Raw genomic sequence first — 14841 nt, 5'->3', positions numbered from 1 at the left:
TCTGGCACCTCCTCTGGTCCGCCGTGGTCTTGCCACCACCGGCGCTTCACGCGTTCACGCACAGGTTGCCCGGCCGCTCGGCGCGGGCGCAACCGGTTTTACCGCCGGTCCACCCGGTAGCCGGCGCGGTTGCCCCGCCACGCCTCGCCCAGCTCGCCGATCACCTTCGAGTCGTGCCGCAGCACGCGCTCGTCGTGCCACTGGGTGGCCAGCGGCGCGGCGGCGAGCATCCGGCGGCGGGCCGTGGTGCTGAACCCCACCAGCGCGGCCACCGCCTCGTCCACCTCGTCCCCGGCCAGCGGCGGCGGCGCGTCGTCGTCGGGCAGGCGCAGCGCGGTGTCCGCGAACGTGGCGGTCGTGCCGAGGTCGCGGGCGAGCTGGTGCTCCACCGACGCGGCGTTGCCCTGCCGCCGGTGCCACGTCTGGTCCGCCAGGGCCAGCCGCAGGCCGAGCAGCCGGGCCAGGCACAGCCCCGACCAGACCCGCTTCAACGCCTCGGGGGCGTCGAGCGCGGCGGCCTCCAGGTCCTGCGTGTGGTTCCTGAGCAGGGCCGGAGTCACCACGTCGGCGGGTGTGTCGGGGCTCACGCGGTCATTCTGGCATTCCCGTCACGAGAGGTGACAGGTCACTGCGCTCTGTCACACTTATGGCCGCTCGCCGGTGCGGGGAGGACCGCCGGTGCTCCAGGGACGGGATTCCCGCCGCGGCGGTGGAGTGGTGGCGCGGCACCGCCGCCGGACCACCCGCTACACCACCAGGTCGGCCGCCCGCGGCCCGGTCGGCTCCAGCAGGAACCCGGCCCTCGTCACCACCCGCACCAACCCCCTGAGGTCGGCCGGCTCGGCCCGCGACCGCACCAGCGCGCGGGCGAGCCGTCCCTTGTGCGCCTTGTTGGAGTGGCTCACCGCGTTCCGCCGCCCCCTCTCGTCCTCGGTCACCACCCGCACCACCACCGCCCCCGGCACCCGCGCGAACGAGGTGTAGGGACTGGACCGCAGGTCCACCACGAAGTCGTCGGCGACCGCCAGCAGCGGCTCCAGCGCCGGTCGCCACAGCGCGGCGAACGGACCGGTGGCCGGCAGCGCGCTCCCGCCGGACAGCCGGTACGCCGGCACCGGGTCACCACCGCCCAGCAGCCCGAACAGCGCCGACGCGACGGCCAGCCGCCGGAACGCCCGCTCCCGCTCCACCCTGGTGAACGACCCCGGGGCGAGCGCGTCGTAGAGCACGCCGGTGTAGCGCGCCAGCGCGGGCAGGGTGGGGGAGCGGCGCAGTTCGGCGTTGCGCGCCACCTCGCCGGACTGGCGCTCGGACAACCCGAGCGCGACCAGGCTGGCGGGGACGTCGGCGGCGAGGTCGACCAGCGCGTCCACCAACCCGTCGCGCACCGGGTTCAGCTCCGGGTGCGACAGCAGGTCGAGGTCGAGCGGCGCGCCGGACCCGCCCTCGGCCTTGGTCTCCGACGGTGGCAGCAGTACGAGCACGACGGGCGAGCCTAGTGCGGCGGCTCGGGGAGCACCCGCAGCCGGGTCACCACGGCGTAGTGGTCGGACGGCACCGTGCCGCGCACCGCCGACACCCCGGCCAGCTCGCAGCTGTCCACCTCGAACCAGCCCATCCGCTTCTCCCGCACCAGACCCAGGTCGGGCAGGCCGATGAGCACGTAGTCCAACCGCCGGCGCGGCCACGGCGTGCACGCGGCGTACGGGTTGGCGTGGTCCCACGTGTACCCGGGCTGCCCGCTGCGGACCTGCTCCCAGCAGTCGACGAACACCGGCCCCGGCGGCTCGTCGGCCCGCAGCCCGGTGAACGCGCGCAGCTCGTCGGAGGTGGGCTCGGCGTTCAGGTCGCCCATGACGACCGGCGGCAGCGCGGCCGGCTCCCGCGACCCCAGGTGCTCCCGGATCGCGCGCACCTGCCGCAGCCGCGTCCCGCCCTCCTCCGGGCGCCACGACAGGTGCGTGCTGACGACCGGCGCCGCGCCCCACGGCGTCTCGACGTCGGCCACCACCGCCGAGCGCGGGTCGGCCGGGTCCCGGTTGAGCTCCAGCGCCCGCCACCGGCTGATGGGCCACCGGCTCAGCACCGCGTTGCCCTGCTCCAGCCCCGTGTCGCCGAGCGGCTGGGTCCAGCCCGCGCTGTGCATCCCGAGCGCGTCGGCCACGACCCGCAGCTGCGAGGTGCCGTCGCCGGCCGCCCACACCTCCTGGATCGCCAGCACGTCCGGGTCGACCACCCGCAACGTGTCGATGATGGCCGCCTCGCGCTCCCGCCACGGTCCGAAGCGCCCCCACAGGTTCCACGTCATCAACCGCAAGTCCGCGCTCCGTCCCGTGAATCGCCTCCCCGCATGGTGGCGGAAGTCCCGCCACCACGCGCAACGAGCGGGTCAGCCGGTCTGGGCCAGGCAGAACCGGTTGCCGTCCGGGTCGGCCAGCACCTGCCAGGTCAGGCCGGGGTGCGAGTGCCGCTCCACGGCCGTCGCGCCCAGCTCCACCAGGCGCGCCACCTCGGTGTCCAGGTCGGTCACGTGCGCGTCGAAGTGCACCCGGTTCTTGCCCGGCGTCGGGTCGTCGACCCGCTGGAACGCCAGGTTGACCCCGCCCTCGGTGGCGGGGGCGAGGATGACGAAGTCCCCGTGGTCCTGGAGCACGGTGGTCTCCAGCGCCCCGGTCCAGAACTCCACCAGCCGCCGGGGGTCCAGGGTGTCGAAGGTGATCATGCCGATCGCGATGGTCATGCCCGGACGCTAGCGGCGACCACCGACAGGACCCGGCCGCACGGGGGCCCACCAGCGGCGCGGCCGGTCGCCGCCGGCGGAACCCGGGAGCGCGAACCGCGCCGCGTTCACTACCCTTGCCGCCAAACCCGCGCCACGAGGAGCACCCACCGTGATCACCAGGATGTCGTCGCTGTTCCTGCGCACCCTGCGCGAGGACCCGGCCGACGCCGAGGTACCCAGCCACAAGCTGCTGGTCCGCGCCGGCTACGTGCGCCGCGTCGCGCCGGGCGGGTACTCGTGGCTGCCGCTGGGCCTGCGGGTGCTGCGCAACGTCGAGCGGGTCGTGCGCGAGGAGATGGACGCCATCGGCGCGCAGGAGATCCAGTTCCCCGCGCTGCTGCCCAAGGAGCCCTACGAGGCCACGAACCGGTGGACCGAGTACGGCCCCAACCTGTTCCGCCTCAAGGACCGCAAGGGCGCGGACTACCTGCTCGGCCCCACCCACGAGGAGCTGTTCGCGCTCACCGTGAAGGGCGAGTACTCCTCCTACAAGGACTACCCGGTCACGCTGTACCAGATCCAGACCAAGTACCGGGACGAGGCGCGCCCCCGCGCGGGCATCCTGCGCGGCCGCGAGTTCGTGATGAAGGACTCCTACTCCTTCGACCTCGCCGACGAGGGCCTGGCCGAGTCCTACCGGCGGCACCGCGAGGCGTACGTCCGCATCTTCGACCGGCTGGGCCTGGACTACGTGGTCGTCTCCGCCACGTCCGGCGCGATGGGCGGTTCGGCGTCGGAGGAGTTCCTGGCCGTCGCGGAGACCGGCGAGGACACCTTCGTGCGCAGCACGGAGTCCGACTACGCGGCCAACGTCGAGGCGGTCACCACGCCCGCGCCCGCGGAGCAGCCGGTGGAGGACAAGCCCGCGGCGCGGGTGCACCACACGCCGAACACGCCCACCATCGCCTCGCTGGTCGACTTCCTCAACGCGGCCGACCTGGGCCGCGCCTTCACCGCGGCCGACACCCTGAAGAACGTCCTGGTCAAGACCCGGGTGCCGGGTGCGGCGGAGTGGACCCTGCTGGCCGTCGGCGTGCCCGGTGACCGCGAGGTCGACCTCAAGCGCCTGGAGGCCGCGCTCGCGCCGGCCGAGGTGGCGATGCTGGAGGAGGCCGACTTCGCCCGCAACGCGTTCCTGGTCAAGGGCTACATCGGCCCGGGTGCGCTCCAGGCCAACGGCGTGGAGTACCTCGTCGACCCGCGCGTGGTGCGCGGCACGGCGTGGGTGACCGGCGCGGACGAGGCCGACCACCACGTGGTGGACCTGGTCTCGGGCCGCGACTTCACGCCCGACGGCGTGATCGACGTGGCCGAGGTCCGCGAGGGCGACCCGTCGCCGGACGGCAAGGGCGTGCTGGTCGCCGCGCGCGGCATCGAGATCGGGCACATCTTCCAGCTGGGCCGCAAGTACTCCGACGCGTTCGGGCTGGACGCCCTGGGCCCCGACGGCAAGCCCGTCCGGATCACCATGGGCTCCTACGGCGTCGGCGTGTCCCGCCTGGTCGCGGTGATCGCCGAGCAGAGCCACGACGGGCGCGGCCTGATCTGGCCCCGCAACGTCGCGCCCTTCGACGTGCACCTGGTGGTGGCGGGCAAGGACGAGGCGCTGCTGGCGGGCGGCGAGAAGCTGGCGGGCGAGCTGTCCGCGGCCGGCGTGGACGTGCTGCTGGACGACCGCAAGGCGAGCCCCGGCGTGAAGTTCGCCGACGCCGAGCTGGTCGGCGTGCCGACCATCGTGGTGGTGGGCCGCGGCCTGGCCAACGGCCTGGTCGAGGTCAAGGACCGCCGCTCGGGCGAGCGCGTCGAGGTCCCGGTGGACGACGTGGTGGCACACCTGACCGGCTTGGTCAGGGGCTAGGGCGGTCGAGCACGGCGGCCAGCACGGCCGCCGTGTCGGAGAGGTCGGCGAGCACGGTGTGCGCGCCGGCCTCCCGCAGCTCCTCGGCGCTGCTGCGGCCCGTGGCCACGCCGACCGCGACGGCGCCGTGGCGCAGCGCGGCCTCCACGTCGTGCGGGGTGTCGCCGACGACCGCGGCGCGGAACTCGCGGGCGTGCTTGGCCGTGGCCAGCCGCACCGCCTCCAGCACCAGCTCGGGCCGGTGCTCGGACAGCTGCCCGTAGCCGCCGACCTCGAGGTCCAGGTGCCGGTCCAGGTCGAACGCGGCGAGCTTGAACCGGGCGATCTCGGGCAGGTTCCCGGTCACCAGGGACTGCACCACGTCGTCCCGCCGCGCCAGCGCCTCCACCGCGGCCCGCGCGCCGGGCAGGGCGCGGCCCAGCTCGGGCAGCCGCGCGTGCTCCCGGCCGGCGGCCGCGACCAGCTCGACGTGCAGCCGCGCCACCAGTTCCTCGGTGGGCGCGAGGTCGTGCAGGGCCAGCAGCTCCAGGGTGATCCAGCGCTCCGTGCGGCCGCCGAACGGCGGCGTGCGCGCCAGGTCCAGCCCGGTGGCCGCGCGCAGCGCCGCGCGGTACCAGTCGACCCCGACGGGTCCGGCGTCGACCAGGGTCCGGTCGATGTCCCACAGCACCAGCGTGTTCACGACAGCCGCACGCTCCCCAGGATGCGCCGCACCTCGTCCTCGGACGGGCCCTGCGCGACGTGCGGGCCGCCCCGGGCGACGTTGACGACGAGGACGGACGTCCGGCTGCCGTTGCGCAGCGCCACCGCGGTGATCGTGGCCTTGGGCGCGTAGCAGGCGTTGGCGGCCCGGGGCGTCACCTCGACGCTGAGCACCACCCGGTCCTCGGACGAGGACTCGACGCGTGGTTCGCCCACCTCCGGCGGCGCGCCCTCGACCGTGTAGCTGTTGCGGGCCAGTTGGCCCACCAGCTCGGCGGCGACGCCCTCGGGGTCGTCGTCGACGACCGCCCCGGACACCGACTGGGCCTGCACCATGTCGCGCCCCTGGCACTCGAACGGCCGCGACACGTGGGACCCGGTGACCCGGAGGCGGCCCACCACGCCCTTGCCGGAGCTCTCCCAGGACGGCGGCAGCTCGTAGCGCACGCCCGCCGAGTCGTCCTCCACGACCGGCCAGTCCGGTTCGGCCGGGCTCGACGTGGCCGGCGTGGCGCGGCCGTCCTCGTCACCCCCGAGCAGCGCGAACGCCACCCCGCCGCCGACCGCGAGCACACCCGCGGCGCCGAGCGCGAGCCACAGCGGGGCCCGGTTGGGCCGCCGCGGCGGCGGGTGCGGCGGGTACGCGCCCAGCCCGGAGTAGCTCATCAGCCCAGCGGCCGGACGGAGTCGACCATGGCCTGGAGGTCCGCCTCGGCGACCGGCTTCGGCTGGGCGGGCCCGCCCTCCAGGTCGCCGTTGGCGAAGAACACGTGGTAGCCGCGGTCGCCCTTGAGGACCAGGACCTTGACCATGCCCTTGGTGGCCAGGCACTCGTCGCCGGAGGTGGTGGCGGTGGAGTCGACCTGCACGCCCTCGATGTCACCGATCTTGACGGCCTTCGGCTCCCCGAGCGCGACCTCGGACCGCGGCGCGGAGCGGTAGAACTGGGTGCCGAGCTTCTGGGCGAAGTCCTTGGCCACCGCGGTCAGGTCGCTCTGCCCCACGACCACGCCGCCCGCGCCGCCGCGGGTGAAGTTCTTGCCGCCGCAGTCGTAGGCGTCGACCAGGGACAGCCCGGTCAGCCGCACGTCGGCCATGCCCTCGACCGAGGCGCCCGCCGAGGTGGGGGACCAGCCCCTGGGCAGGTCGTAGCTGTAGGACAGCGCGGGCACCGGCAGGCAGTTCCAACCCGCCTTGACGGGGTCGCAGCTGACGTCCTCGTCGGTGGGCGTCGTGGTGGTCGTCGGCCTGGGGCTGCTCGACGTGGTGGGTGGTCGTGACGAGCTGGTGGGCTGGGCGGTGGGTGAGCCGTCGTCCCTGGTGAGCAGGAACGCGGTGACGCCGGCGCCGACGAGCAGCAGCACGACCACGCCGATGGCCGGCCAGACCTTGGTCCTGCCGCCCTTGGGCGGCTCGCCGCCGCCGGAGAACACGCCGAGGCCGCCGTAGGACCCGCCGTAGTTCTGCTGCCCGTAGCCCTGGCCGTAGCCCGGCTGTCCGGTCGGCTGCCCGGTCGGCTGCCCGGTCGGCTGCCCGCCCGGTTGGCCTCCCGGTTGGCCGTAGCCCTGCTCGGGGGCGCCGTAGGCGGGCTGCCTGTAACCGGGGTAGCCCTGGTCGGGCCCGCCGTAACCGGGCTGGCCGTAACCGGGTTGGCCGTGCTCGGGACCGCCGAGGCCCGGCTGCGGTTGGCCACCCTGTCCCTGCGGGCCCCAGCCGCCCTGGTTGGGCCGTCCGTCCCAGCCGCTCTGCCCGTCACCTGGGTAAGTCACGGGCGAACCGTACCTTGCCGCATCCGCCGATCGGGTGGTACGAGGGAATTCATCACGCGTTGACTTCTAGGTCCGCCGAGTCGTAGCCTTCAATTCAACACCTGATGAACAAGGGGGAACCATGATCGCGCTGCACGATCGGCCACCCGCGGTCCTCGCGGTGGCCACCGCCGTCGCGGGCGCGCTCGTCGCGCTGGTGCTCGGCCTGCTCACCTTCGGCGTCCAGGCGACGGCGCACCCGGACGGGGTGCCGCTGGCGGTCGCGGTCGGGGCCGACGCCCCGCCGCAGCTGCGCGGGATCGCCGACCGGGTGGTGAACGCGGGGTCGGCGGAGGTCTCGTGGCGGGTCTCCACGCCCGACCGGACCCGTGACCTGCTGTCCCGCCAGGAGGTCTACGGGGTGCTCGAACTCGCGCCCGGCGGCGCGACCGTCGTGCTGTCCGGCGCGGTGAACCCGTCCGGCACGCAGGTCGCCCAGCAGGTGCTGGGCGCCGTCGCGCAGGGCGCCGGCCTCCAGGCCCGGGTCGTGGTGCTCGACCCGGCGTCGGCGGCCGGGCGGACCGCGCCGTTGGCGGCGAGCGCGCTGCTGTGGATCGGCGGGCTGGTGGCCGGGGCGGCGTTCACGCGGCTCGCGCGCCGGCCGGACGTGCCGAGCCGGCTGGTGGGCATCGCGGCGGCGACCGCGCTGGGCGTCGGCGTGGTGGCGGGCCTGGTCGCGCTGTGGGACCCGGCCCTGCCGCTCGGCTGGGCCGTGCTCGGCTACCTGGCGCTGGTCGGCGCGGCGTTCGCGCTGGTCCAGGGCGCGCTGCTGCGGCTGCTCGGGCTGCGGGCGATGGCCGTGCTCGCGCCGCTGTACCTGGTGGCGCCCGCCGTGGCGGGGCAGGCGCCCGAGCTGCTCGACCCCGGGTACCGGGCGCTGCTGTGGTCGTGGACGCCGTTCCGGTTCTCCACCGAGGGGCTGCGCGCGCTGTTCCAGGGCGGCGCGCCGGACGCCGCTCAGCTGTGGGTGCCCGCGGCGCTGGCCGCGGTCGGGCTGGTGGCGCTGCTGCTACCCCGCCAGGAAGCTCAGCCGGACCTTGCGGACGGGGTTGTCGACGTTGGTGTCGACGAGGCAGACCGACTGCCAGGTGCCCAGCGCGAGCACACCGCCTAGCACCGGGATCGTCGCGTGCGGCGGCACCAGCGCGGGGAGCACGTGGTCACGGCCGTGGCCGGGGGTCCCGTGGCGGTGCCGCCAGCGGTCGTCGGCGGGCAGGAGGTCCTTCAGCGCGGCCAGGAGGTCGTCGTCGCTGCCCGCGCCGGTCTCCAGCACGGCCACGCCCGCCGTGGCGTGGGGGACCCAGACGTGCAGCAGCCCGTCGCCCTCCACGTCGGCGAGGAAGTCCTCGCAGTGGCGGGTCAGGTCGTGGACGACCTCTTCGGAACCGGTGCGGACCTGGATCTCTTCGCTGCGCACGAGGGGCATTGTGCCGGTAAAGGCGGTGCGCCCGCGCGCGGTGATCCGGCACGATGCCCCGTGTGATCCACACCGCCATCGTCACCGGGGCCAACCAGGGCATCGGCGCCGCGACCGCCAAGGCGCTGGCGGCCCAGGGGGTCCAGGTCCTCGTCACCTACCTGAGGTTCGTGCCCGCGCCCGACCCCAGCCTGCCGAGGGCGTACTTCACCGCCCGGGAGTCCGGCGCGGAGGAGGTCGTGGCCGCCATCACCGAGGCGGGCGGCCGGGCGCACGCCGTCGAGGCCGACCTCGCGGACGTCGGCACGCCCGCGCGGCTGTTCGACACCGCGGAGCGGGTGCTCGGTCCGGTGGACATCCTGGTCAACAACGCCTCCGGCTGGGTGCAGGACACCTTCCTGGCCACCGAGACCGACCGGTTCGGCCGGGTGCTGAGCGGGGTGACGGCGCAGACGTTCGACGCGCAGTTCGCGGTGGACGCGCGGGGGTCCGCGCTGATGATCGCCGAGTTCGCCCGGCGGCACCTCGCGCGCGGCGGCAACTGGGGCCGCGTCGTCGGGCTGACCTCCGGCGGGCCGCTCGGGTTCCCCAGCGAGGTCACCTACGGCGCGGCCAAGGCGGCGATGGACAACTACACCCTGGCGGCGGCGCACGAGCTGTGGCCGCACGGCGTGACGGCGAACGTGGTCAAGCCGGGGGTCGTGGACACCGGTTGGGTCAACGACGCGGTGCGCGCCGCGCACGACGTGTCGCAGCCGGAGGACCCGGCCGGCGTGGTCGCGTTCCTGTGCTCGGACGCGGCGGCGAGGGTGACCCGGAACGTGATCACCATGTACTGAAATTACCCATGGGTAACATGTGGCTCATGAAGGCATCACGTCTCCGGCGGGGCATGAACCTCTGGCCGCCGTTCCTGTTCGCGGGCATCCGCGTGGTCGAGCTGTCCGACGACTACCGCTACGCGCGGGTGCGGCTGCGGATGCGCCCGTGGAACCGCAACTACGTGGGCACCCACTTCGGCGGCTCGCTGTTCGCCATGACCGACCCGTTCTGGATGCTCCTGCTGCTGCACCACCTCAAGCGCGACCACGTGGTGTGGGACAAGGCCGGCGAGATCGAGTTCGTCAAGCCGGGGCGCGGCACCGTGCACGCGGAGTTCCGGCTCACCGACGAGCACCTGGCCGAGGTCAGGTCGCTGGCCGAGGACGGCGGCAAGGCGCTGGTGTGGTTCACCGCCGACGTGGTGGACGCGGCCGGCGAGGTGGTCGCCCGCACCCGCAAGCAGGTCTACGCCCGCCGCAAGAAGTCCTTGGACGGCGGGGCGCTCCGGGCGGTGTGATGGCCCCATGAGATCGGCTTTCGGCACGACCTTCGACGTTCCGCCCGGCTACCTGAACACCGCGAGCATCGGCGTGCCGCCCACGCCGACCGCCGCGGCCGTGACCGCCGCCGCGGGGCGGTGGGCGAGCGGGCGGGACGGGCCCGACGCGGTGGACGCGTCGATCGCGGTGGCGCGGGAGGCGTTCGGCCGGCTGGTCGGCGTGCCGGTGGACCGGGTGGCCATGGGCGCCTCCGGCTCGCAGCTGGTGTCCCTGGTCGCGGCCTCCCTGCCCGAGGGCGCGTCGGTGCTGGTGGCGCGCGGCGAGTTCACCAGCCTGACCTTCCCGTTCGCGGCCCGGGGGCTGCGGGTGGTCGAGGTGGACCTGGACGAGGTGCCGGCCGCCGCCGCCGGGCACGACCTGGTCGCGGTGAGCGTGGTGCAGTCGGCGGACGGCCGCCTCGTCGACCTGGGGGCGCTGCGCGCGGCCGGGGTGCCGGTGCTGCTGGACGCCTCGCAGGCGGTCGGGTGGCTGCCGCTGGACCTCGGGTGGGCGGACTGGGTGGTGGCCGTCGGGTACAAGTTCCTGATGTCGCCGCGCGGGTGCGCGTGGCTGGCGTGCTCGCCGGGCGCGCTGGAGCGGACCGTGCCGGCGGCGGCGAACTGGTACGCCGGTGACGAGCCGTGGCGCACGGTCTACGGGCTGCCGCTGCGGCTCGCGCCGGATGCGCGCCGGCTCGACCTGTCGCCGGTGTGGCTGTCGCAGGTCGGGGCGGCGGTCTCGCTGCCGTACCTGGCCTCGCTGGACATGGCCGCGGTGCGGGACCACGGCGCCGGGCTGGCCGACGCCCTGCTGGTCGGGCTGGGTCTGCCGCCGCGCGGGAGCGCGATCGCGTCGCTGGACCTGCCCGCCGCCGCGGCGGACCGGCTGGCGGCGGCCGGCGTGCGGTCCGGCGTGCGCGCCGGGCGGGTCCGGGTGGCGTTCCACCTGTACAACTCGGTGGCCGACGTCGAACTGGTGCTCGGGGCGCTGGGCTGAGCGGCTTCCGTTACCGTGGGTCTTTGTGTCGGTTCCTCCCGAATCACCTGAAGAGGTGACGCAACGGATCCCGCCGATCCGGCCCTCGGACACCGCGCCGCTGTGGCGCTCCGGGATCGGGCAGCTGGACTCGCTGACGAGCCCCGCCGAGCCCCCACCACCTGGGTCGACCCGCGCGCGGCGCGGCCTCCTGCTCAAGGGGCTGGGGCTGCTCGGCGTGGCGGTGCTGTCCGGCCTGGTGTGGGTGCTGGTGAAGCCCTCGGGCGAGACCACGACGGCGCCCACGTCGACGTCGGCGCCCGCCGGTCAGTTCGTCTTCACGAAGTCACCGCAGGTGCCCGACCCGCTGCGGGACAGTGACTGCGCGTCACACGCGTACGGGAAGACCAGGGACTACCTGACCAGCACGCCGTGCCAGCAGCTCACTCGCGCCCTGTACACGACCACCACCCCGGACGGGGCAACTGTGTACACGTCCGTGTCAGTGGTCCAGATGAAGACGACCGAGGACGCCACCGCCCTCAAGGACCTGACCAACCGCAACGGCACCGGCAACGTGAACGACCTGATCAAGGACGGCGCGGTCCAGGTCCAGGGCATGACCACCCTGGGCAACGGCGGCTACGCCTCGGACCAGCGCGACCGCGAGGTGATCATCATCGAGTCGGACACCGCGACCCACGGCGCCAACGAAACCGAGCACAACCACCTGATGAAGAAGATCAGCTTCGACGCCCTGCGCCTGGCCACCACCCTGACCTGACCGCGAGTCGTACGTCCAGACCCGGCGTGTCGTACGTCCAGGCCCCCCGAATTCAGTGCTGAACACTCAACTCGGGGGTCCTGAACACTCAACTCGGGGGTCCTGAACACTCAACTCGGGGGTCCTGGACGTACGACTCGCGAGGTCTGTACGTACGACTCGCGCGGGGTCAGCCCACGGCGGTGCCGGGGAAGGTGATGGACAGGGGGGTCAGGCCGGCGGCCTTGCGCCACCGGGTGGCGCGGACCGCCGAGGCGGTCAGGGCGTCGAGGGCCGACCTGCGCAGGTCGGCGTCCTCGGTGCGCTCCAGCACGCCCCGCCACCCCACGCAGCAGTCCGTCTCCACCGCGATCAGCGCCGCGATCGCCGAGGCCGCGCTGTCCACGGGCTGCGGCGGCAGGTAGGCCGGCGCGGGCGGCTCCGGCGCGGCCCCCTGGTCGCGCAGCCACCGCTCGGTGGTGTCCCGACGGGCCCGGTGGGCGTTCGCGCCCTCCGCCACCGCCGCGCCCTGCTGCGAGATGAACGCGCTGACCAGCCCGTACGTCCACACCGCCGCGTGCTCGGCCCCCAACGCGCCCTGCACCGCGTCCACGCTCACGACATCGCCTCCACCAGGCTCGCGCACCCGGCCGCCACCGCGGCCACCAACCCCACCCGGTACGTCGGCACCGACGCCACCAGGCCCGCCGCCTGCTCCTGCGCCGCCCGCAGCGCCGCCAGCAGCTCCTCCCGCGTCCCACCCGCGGGCGGCGCGGCGGACGGCGGTGTCGAGGGCGGTGCCGACGAGCCCGGCGCCGACGAGCCCGGCACGCGCGGCGTGGCGCGGTCGATCTCCGCCCGCAACCGGTCGGCGTGCTCGGTCCGCGCCGCGGCGGTCTCCGGCGCGCCCGCGGCGGTGGCCAGGGCGGCGTCCGACCGGGCCGACCTGACCAGCTCTTCCAGGACGTCCGGCGGCGGTGGGGGCGGCGGGGGTGTGGTGCACGCGACTGCCAGCGGCGCCGTGGCCGCCGCCAGCAGCACCCCTCGCCTGCTGAACGCGGTTCTACCGATCACGTGTCCCGATCCTGCCAGAGCCGCCGCGGCGGCCCGTGGGACGTGCGACCCCGCCCGGACCAGATACGCTGGGCGACCACGGCCGGCGAGTGCAGCGTCGACCGGGGTTGCCGTGCCCTCTGCACACCAGCACGGACGAACAGGGAGTCATCAACGTGTCCAGCCCGCCGCGCGGAGAACTCGCCGCGCAGCTAACGCCCGTCGTGCGCGAGGCGGTCGAGGCCATCGGCTACGACCTGGAGTCGCTCGACGTGAACCAGGCTGGGCGTCGCAGGCTGGTCAAGGTCGTCGTGGACGGCGACGAGGGGATCGGCCTGGACGAGGTCGCACGCGCCAGCCGCACCGTGTCCGCCACCCTGGACGCGCACGAGCACCTGCTCGCGGGCCCGTACACCCTCGAGGTCACCTCACCGGGTGCCGACCGCCCGCTCACCAGGCCGCGCCACTGGAGGCGCAACCGCTTGCGCCTGGTCAAGGTCAAGCAGCCCGATCAGGTCGAGTGGTTCGGCCGGGTCGGCGACGCCGACGACACGGGGGTCGTGCTCCTGGTCAAGGGCGAGCTGCGCCGCATCGAGTACGACTCGGTCGAGCGCGCCGTCGTGGAAGTGGAGTTCAAGCAGCCGCCGGTCGAGGAGCTCGCGCTACTCGACGGCCATTCCCCGGAGGAGGAGTCGGAGTGAACGTTGACATCGCCGCTCTCAGGGCGATCGAACGGGACAAGGACATCCCCTTCGACACGGTGCTCGAAGCGATCGAGACCGCCCTGCTGACCGCCTACAAGCACACCGACGGGCACCACCCGCACTCGCGCGTGGAGATCGACCGCAAGACGGGGACGGTCCGGGTCCTCGCGCAGGAGCTGAACCCCGACGGCTCGGTCGCCGAGGAGTGGGACGACACGCCGGAGGGCTTCGGCCGCATCGCCGCGACCACCGCCCGCCAGGTCATCCTCCAGCGCCTGCGCGACGCCGAGCACGAGCGCACCTTCGGCGAGTTCTCCGCCAAGGAGGGCGAGATCATCGGCGGCGTGGTGCAGCGCGACGCCCGCGCCAACGCCCGCGGCATGGTCGTGGTCCAGCTCGGGGACACCGAGGGCGTGCTGCCCCCGGCCGAGCAGGTGCCCGGCGAGTCCTACGAGCACGGCTCGCGCCTCAAGTGCTACGTCGTCGGCGTGTCGCGCGGCGCGCGCGGTCCCCAGATCACCCTCTCCCGCACCCACCCGAACCTCGTGCGCAAGCTCTTCGCGCTGGAGGTCCCGGAGATCGCGGACGGCACCGTGGAGATCCCCGCGGTGGCACGTGAGGCAGGTCACCGTTCGAAGATCGCGGTACGCTCGGGGGTGCCCGGGGTGAACGCCAAGGGCGCGTGCATCGGCCCGATGGGCGCTCGTGTCCGCAACGTCATGAGCGAGCTCGCGGGCGAGAAGATCGATATCATCGATCACTCGGACGACCCGGCCACGTTCGTCGGGAATGCCCTCTCGCCTGCGAAGGTTGTCTCCGTGAGGGTGCTCGACGAGCGTGCCAAGACGGCCCGCGTGGTGGTGCCGGACTTCCAGCTCTCCCTCGCCATCGGCAAGGAGGGCCAGAACGCCCGGTTGGCCGCCCGGCTGACCGGTTGGCGCATCGACATCCGGTCGGACGCGGACGCCGGCGGGTCCGCTCCGGCGGGTGCGGCGACATCCGGTTCGGCTGAATAAGCAACAGGGGATAGACTTCTCAGTGGTTCAACGTCGGGGATCGGATCTCAGGCACGCCGGCCCGGTTCGTACGTGCGTAGGATGCCGCGCCCGGACGTTGCCCTCCGAACTGTTGCGCGTGGTGGTAGTGGACGGGGCCGTGGTCCCGGACACCCGCCGAAGGTTGCCCGGTCGGGGCGCGTGGCTGCACCCCGACCAGGACTGCCTCCGCAACGCCGAGAAGCGGCGCGCGTTCCCCCGGGCCTTCCGGGTCCAGGGACCGCTCGACGTCGAGGGCGTGCGCGGGCACTTGGCGCAACAGGGGAAGGAGGTCGCGGGATCGCCCCGCGGCCGACAGGAAGCAAGGAAGCAGGTCGACCCGTCATGAGTCAGCCGTGAAGCTGAAGACATGAACGCGCGACG

Annotated in this window: 19 protein-coding genes; 9 read left to right on the top strand and 10 right to left on the bottom strand. The window is 74.0% G+C overall.

From position 1 onward, the window contains the following. Positions 1–98: 98 nt before the first annotated feature. From Q5530_RS19630 to Q5530_RS19615, 4 genes are all read right to left on the bottom strand, one after another. On the bottom strand, positions 99–587 hold the full coding sequence (locus tag Q5530_RS19630; protein WP_380639577.1) for a hypothetical protein: 489 nt from the start codon (positions 585–587) through the stop codon (positions 99–101). A gap of 159 nt (positions 588–746) precedes the next feature. Continuing rightward, positions 747–1484, bottom strand: a complete 738-nt coding sequence (gene yaaA / locus Q5530_RS19625; protein ID WP_415364090.1) for a peroxide stress protein YaaA — start codon at positions 1482–1484, stop codon at positions 747–749. 11 nt (positions 1485–1495) lie between these two features. After that, positions 1496–2308 (bottom strand): endonuclease/exonuclease/phosphatase family protein, encoded by an 813-nt coding sequence (locus tag Q5530_RS19620; protein WP_415364089.1) that lies wholly within the window; start codon positions 2306–2308, stop codon positions 1496–1498. An 81-nt stretch (positions 2309–2389) separates the two neighbouring features. Beyond that, a complete protein-coding gene (locus Q5530_RS19615; RefSeq protein ID WP_415364088.1) occupies positions 2390–2740 on the bottom strand; it encodes a VOC family protein in 351 nt (116 codons plus the stop codon). Positions 2741–2891: 151 nt separating this feature from the next. Here Q5530_RS19615 and Q5530_RS19610 point away from each other — a divergent pair, with 151 nt between their 5' ends. After that, complete coding sequence (locus Q5530_RS19610; RefSeq protein ID WP_415364086.1) at positions 2892–4640, top strand: proline--tRNA ligase; 1749 nt, start codon at positions 2892–2894, stop codon at positions 4638–4640. On the opposite strand, the gene Q5530_RS19605 is transcribed toward Q5530_RS19610, so the two are convergent. Genes Q5530_RS19605 through Q5530_RS19595 form a run of 3 tightly spaced genes read right to left on the bottom strand, consistent with a single transcriptional unit; the run spans position 4630 to position 7111 of the window. Beyond that, complete coding sequence (locus Q5530_RS19605) at positions 4630–5322, bottom strand: HAD family hydrolase (protein ID WP_415364085.1); 693 nt, start codon at positions 5320–5322, stop codon at positions 4630–4632. The two genes, Q5530_RS19610 and Q5530_RS19605, sit on opposite strands and share 11 nt — an antisense overlap. Beyond that, entirely contained in the window at positions 5319–6008 is a 690-nt protein-coding gene (locus Q5530_RS19600; RefSeq protein WP_415364084.1) for a hypothetical protein, read from the bottom strand. Before Q5530_RS19600 ends, Q5530_RS19605 begins: the two co-directional genes overlap by 4 nt. Continuing rightward, complete coding sequence (locus tag Q5530_RS19595) at positions 6008–7111, bottom strand: hypothetical protein (protein ID WP_415364083.1); 1104 nt, start codon at positions 7109–7111, stop codon at positions 6008–6010. Before Q5530_RS19595 ends, Q5530_RS19600 begins: the two co-directional genes overlap by 1 nt. 121 nt (positions 7112–7232) lie before the next feature. Here Q5530_RS19595 and Q5530_RS19590 point away from each other — a divergent pair, with 121 nt between their 5' ends. After that, on the top strand, positions 7233–8264 hold the full coding sequence (locus Q5530_RS19590) for an ABC transporter permease (RefSeq protein ID WP_415364081.1): 1032 nt from the start codon (positions 7233–7235) through the stop codon (positions 8262–8264). On the opposite strand, the gene Q5530_RS19585 is transcribed toward Q5530_RS19590, so the two are convergent. Further along, positions 8160–8567, bottom strand: coding sequence for a YjbQ family protein (locus tag Q5530_RS19585; protein ID WP_380639563.1), 408 nt, complete (start codon positions 8565–8567; stop codon positions 8160–8162). The two genes, Q5530_RS19590 and Q5530_RS19585, sit on opposite strands and share 105 nt — an antisense overlap. A 62-nt stretch (positions 8568–8629) precedes the next feature. Between Q5530_RS19585 and Q5530_RS19580 the strand changes: the two genes are divergently transcribed. Genes Q5530_RS19580 through Q5530_RS19565 form a run of 4 tightly spaced genes read left to right on the top strand, consistent with a single transcriptional unit; the run spans position 8630 to position 11687 of the window. After that, positions 8630–9406 carry an SDR family NAD(P)-dependent oxidoreductase gene (locus Q5530_RS19580; RefSeq protein ID WP_415364079.1) on the top strand — a complete coding sequence of 259 codons (777 nt, stop codon included), beginning with the start codon at positions 8630–8632 and terminating at the stop codon, positions 9404–9406. 26 nt (positions 9407–9432) lie between these two features. After that, on the top strand, positions 9433–9906 hold the full coding sequence (locus Q5530_RS19575) for a DUF4442 domain-containing protein (RefSeq protein ID WP_380639559.1): 474 nt from the start codon (positions 9433–9435) through the stop codon (positions 9904–9906). A 7-nt stretch (positions 9907–9913) separates the two neighbouring features. Beyond that, entirely contained in the window at positions 9914–10924 is a 1011-nt protein-coding gene (locus Q5530_RS19570; protein WP_415364078.1) for an aminotransferase class V-fold PLP-dependent enzyme, read from the top strand. A 55-nt stretch (positions 10925–10979) separates the two neighbouring features. Then, a complete protein-coding gene (locus Q5530_RS19565) occupies positions 10980–11687 on the top strand; it encodes a hypothetical protein (RefSeq protein WP_415364076.1) in 708 nt (235 codons plus the stop codon). Positions 11688–11856: 169 nt separating this feature from the next. Here the strand turns inward: Q5530_RS19565 and Q5530_RS19560 are convergent, their stop codons facing one another. Together Q5530_RS19560 and Q5530_RS19555 are read right to left on the bottom strand one after the other, a co-directional pair. Continuing rightward, on the bottom strand, positions 11857–12285 hold the full coding sequence (locus Q5530_RS19560) for a ferritin-like domain-containing protein (protein ID WP_380639553.1): 429 nt from the start codon (positions 12283–12285) through the stop codon (positions 11857–11859). After that, entirely contained in the window at positions 12282–12740 is a 459-nt protein-coding gene (locus tag Q5530_RS19555; protein WP_380639552.1) for a hypothetical protein, read from the bottom strand. Before Q5530_RS19555 ends, Q5530_RS19560 begins: the two co-directional genes overlap by 4 nt. A 155-nt stretch (positions 12741–12895) precedes the next feature. On the opposite strand from Q5530_RS19555, the gene rimP reads away from it, so the two are divergent. Genes rimP through Q5530_RS19540 form a run of 3 tightly spaced genes read left to right on the top strand, consistent with a single transcriptional unit; the run spans position 12896 to position 14806 of the window. Next, positions 12896–13420: a ribosome maturation factor RimP gene (rimP, locus tag Q5530_RS19550; protein ID WP_380639550.1), complete on the top strand. Its 525-nt coding sequence runs from the start codon at positions 12896–12898 to the stop codon at positions 13418–13420. After that, positions 13417–14439 carry a transcription termination factor NusA gene (gene nusA / locus Q5530_RS19545; protein WP_380639548.1) on the top strand — a complete coding sequence of 341 codons (1023 nt, stop codon included), beginning with the start codon at positions 13417–13419 and terminating at the stop codon, positions 14437–14439. The genes rimP and nusA overlap by 4 nt, the downstream gene beginning before the upstream one ends. A gap of 22 nt (positions 14440–14461) precedes the next feature. After that, positions 14462–14806 (top strand): YlxR family protein, encoded by a 345-nt coding sequence (locus tag Q5530_RS19540; protein WP_415364199.1) that lies wholly within the window; start codon positions 14462–14464, stop codon positions 14804–14806. Positions 14807–14841 lie beyond the last annotated feature (35 nt).

The organism is Saccharothrix sp. BKS2, assembly GCF_047689505.1.
Classification (GTDB): Bacteria; Actinomycetota; Actinomycetes; order Mycobacteriales; family Pseudonocardiaceae; genus Actinosynnema; species Actinosynnema lopnurensis.
This window is presented reverse-complemented; position numbering and strand designations above follow the sequence as displayed.